This is a genomic window from uncultured Veillonella sp., from assembly GCF_934190855.1.
In the GTDB taxonomy this organism is placed as follows: Bacteria; Bacillota; Negativicutes; order Veillonellales; family Veillonellaceae; genus Veillonella.
The window spans coordinates 1-2,500 of the sequence record NZ_CAKPTN010000206.1; the positions used below are offsets into that span (position 1 = coordinate 1).

Sequence of the window (2,500 nt, forward strand, 5' to 3'; positions counted from 1 at the left end):
AACATTTGCAGGTGGCCCTATCACATTGGTTGGTCCAGAACTTAAAGTAGGTCAACAAGCTCCTGACTTCACAGTAATTGGCAATGACTTACAAGCTAAAACATTAAAAGATTTCGAAGGTAAAGTAAAAGTTATCTCCGTTGTTCCTTCCCTTGATACAGGCGTTTGTGACGCTCAAACTCGTTGGTTCAACCAAGATGCAACTGCACTTTCTGATGATGTTGTAGTATTAACAATTTCTATGGACTTGCCATTCGCTCAAAAACGTTGGTGTGGCGCTGCTGGCGTAGATAAAGTTGTTACTTTGTCTGACCACAGAGATGCTTCCTTCGGTGAAAACTATGGTTTCTTGATCGAAGAACTTCGTCTTTTATCTCGTGGTGTTGTAGTAATCAACAAAGACAACAAAGTAACTTATGTTGAATACGTACCAGAAGTAACTCAAGCTGTTAACTTTGACGCTGCATTAGAAGCTATTAAAGCTGATATCTAATTCTTAGATATTCTTATGATTATACTGTGGTATAATCGAAAAAAAGACTGTACGGTGTACGGTCTTTTTTTATGTGGTATAGTATTTAGAGTTTTATTGTAGGTGAATTATATATGTGGATTCGTATTTCTAAAATATTATTAACGATAAAAAATATAGCCCTTGTAGGCGTTGCTATTTCACTTTGTATTGACCTTATCAATACAATAATAAGTCTTGGCTATATTACGTGGGCAAATATTCAAGGGTATAGTACATATTCTTTAGTAATTGAAGAACTAATTACCTTCTTCCTATACTTTGAGTTTATTGCACTCATTGTAAAATACTTTAAAAATAATTTCCACTTCCCTCTTGATTTCTTTTTGTATATTGGGATTACAGCAATTGTAAGACTTCTAATTATTGACCATGAATCTGCATTTGATAATTTAATTTGGTCCGTTGCGATCTTTGTACTCGTATGTAGTTTAGTATTAGTAGAAAAGTTTATAGGACATAACGAGTAATAGCTTTAACGACTAAATTATAAAAAGTTAATATGATTAAAAGGGCTCCTACAAATGTAGGAGCCCTTTTTGAGCAATTAAATGAACCGATATTAGAAAATATTTTTAGCATAATTAGCATATTTAGCTTCTAATTCTTCCATTTTGTCATTCATTTCAATTTGTAATTTAGAAGCTAAATCATAATCACCTTCATGCAACGCTTCTGTTAAGCGTGTGAATAAGGATTTACGATCATCACTGTCTTTTGCAAGGTAGAAACGCAAATCATTAACCTCTGCAAAGCGTTTATCATCTACGCTATTACGGCTATCAGTATGAATAGCAACCATGTTACGTACAGTATCAAGATTATTAGGAATCAAACGGTTAGCCAATACTAATTTCCAACGTTTTAAAATAGATGCAATGAAGGATTCCATCAAATCTTTAGCAAAAGCATCACCTTGAGATAATGTTTCTACTAATTCAGGATTGTTATAGTAACCTTTTACATTCTCCCATACAGTTGCAGGAGCTACGCCAAACATTTGATTACGTTCTTCTTGTGTGAAATCATCAAATACATCTTTTTCTGTGCGGTAAGCGCGATTAGTATCAAGGTAATCTGCTGATTCGCCAACCTCTTTAGAAATTTCAGCTAATAATTGAGCTTGAGTTTTACCACAAGTAATGGCATATTTCATACCATCAAAAGCAGAAACGAAAATCAATGCTAATGCAGTATATGTATTTGTGTAAGGATTTGGAGAACGCAATTCAAAACGAGTTGCCATAGGATTATCGATATCACGAATCAAACCACAAAGGATTGTACGGTTACGATTTGGTTCGGATGGATCAGTACCGAAGGATGTAACAATGCATACTGGTGCTTCAAAACCTGGTTTTAAACGATTCAAAGCATCTGTTGTAGAGCTGATGAATGGATTAATAGCCTCATAATGTTTTAAGAGACCCATAATAGCGCCGATACCCAAAGAGCTACAAGCTTCTTTACGCATATCTTCTGGGCTAAATAAGTTAACTAATTTGCCAGATTTGAGTTTAGCCATTACACCAAAATGAGTATGTTCACCAGAACCAGCAACGCCAATGATTGGTTTAGCATTAAAAGTTACATCAAGACCGTTTTCACGGAATACTTCACGGACAATAATGCGGGCTTGCAATTCATTATCTGCAGTTTGTAATGGATTATTAGAGAATTTCCAGTCGATTTCTAATTGTTCAAGTACAACAGCTTCATGACCAAACTCGTCAAGTTTAGCTTTAACGCCACCCACTTCTTTATGGCCCATTTCAGCAACCATACCATATTTATCAAGGCGTTCAACAGCTTGTTCTAAAGCAGTACGAACTGTCCCATGTGTACGTTGCCAATATTGTTCTTGTAATTTTTGAGATACAGATAATTCTTTTTTAGTAACTGTTCTTGCAGGCGTTTTAACCCAGAATTCTAACTCTGTAGCGGATGTGAAAATAATATCTACTACAT

Annotated in this window: 3 protein-coding genes; 2 read left to right on the forward strand and 1 reads right to left on the reverse strand. The window is 35.1% G+C overall.

From position 1 onward, the window contains the following. Both tpx and Q0F90_RS08780 read left to right on the forward strand, forming a co-directional pair. Positions 1–493: thiol peroxidase (tpx, locus tag Q0F90_RS08775; RefSeq protein ID WP_296004835.1), on the forward strand; the 493-nt coding region annotated here is incomplete at its 5' end. Positions 494–606: 113 nt separating this feature from the next. Beyond that, the gene (locus Q0F90_RS08780) at positions 607–1,002 is read left to right on the forward strand and encodes a phosphate-starvation-inducible protein PsiE (RefSeq protein WP_296004836.1); all 396 of its coding nucleotides are present in this window, start codon (positions 607–609) and stop codon (positions 1,000–1,002) included. A 92-nt stretch (positions 1,003–1,094) separates the two neighbouring features. Here Q0F90_RS08780 and Q0F90_RS08785 read toward each other — a convergent pair. Beyond that, positions 1,095–2,500: glutamine synthetase (locus tag Q0F90_RS08785; protein WP_296004838.1), on the reverse strand; the 1,406-nt coding region annotated here is incomplete at its 5' end.

Excerpts from the sequence above, each read along its gene's own strand:
- Q0F90_RS08780 (WP_296004836.1), top strand. The coding sequence starts at position 607 with ATGTGGATTCGTATTTCTAAAATATTATTAACGATAAAAAATATAGCC.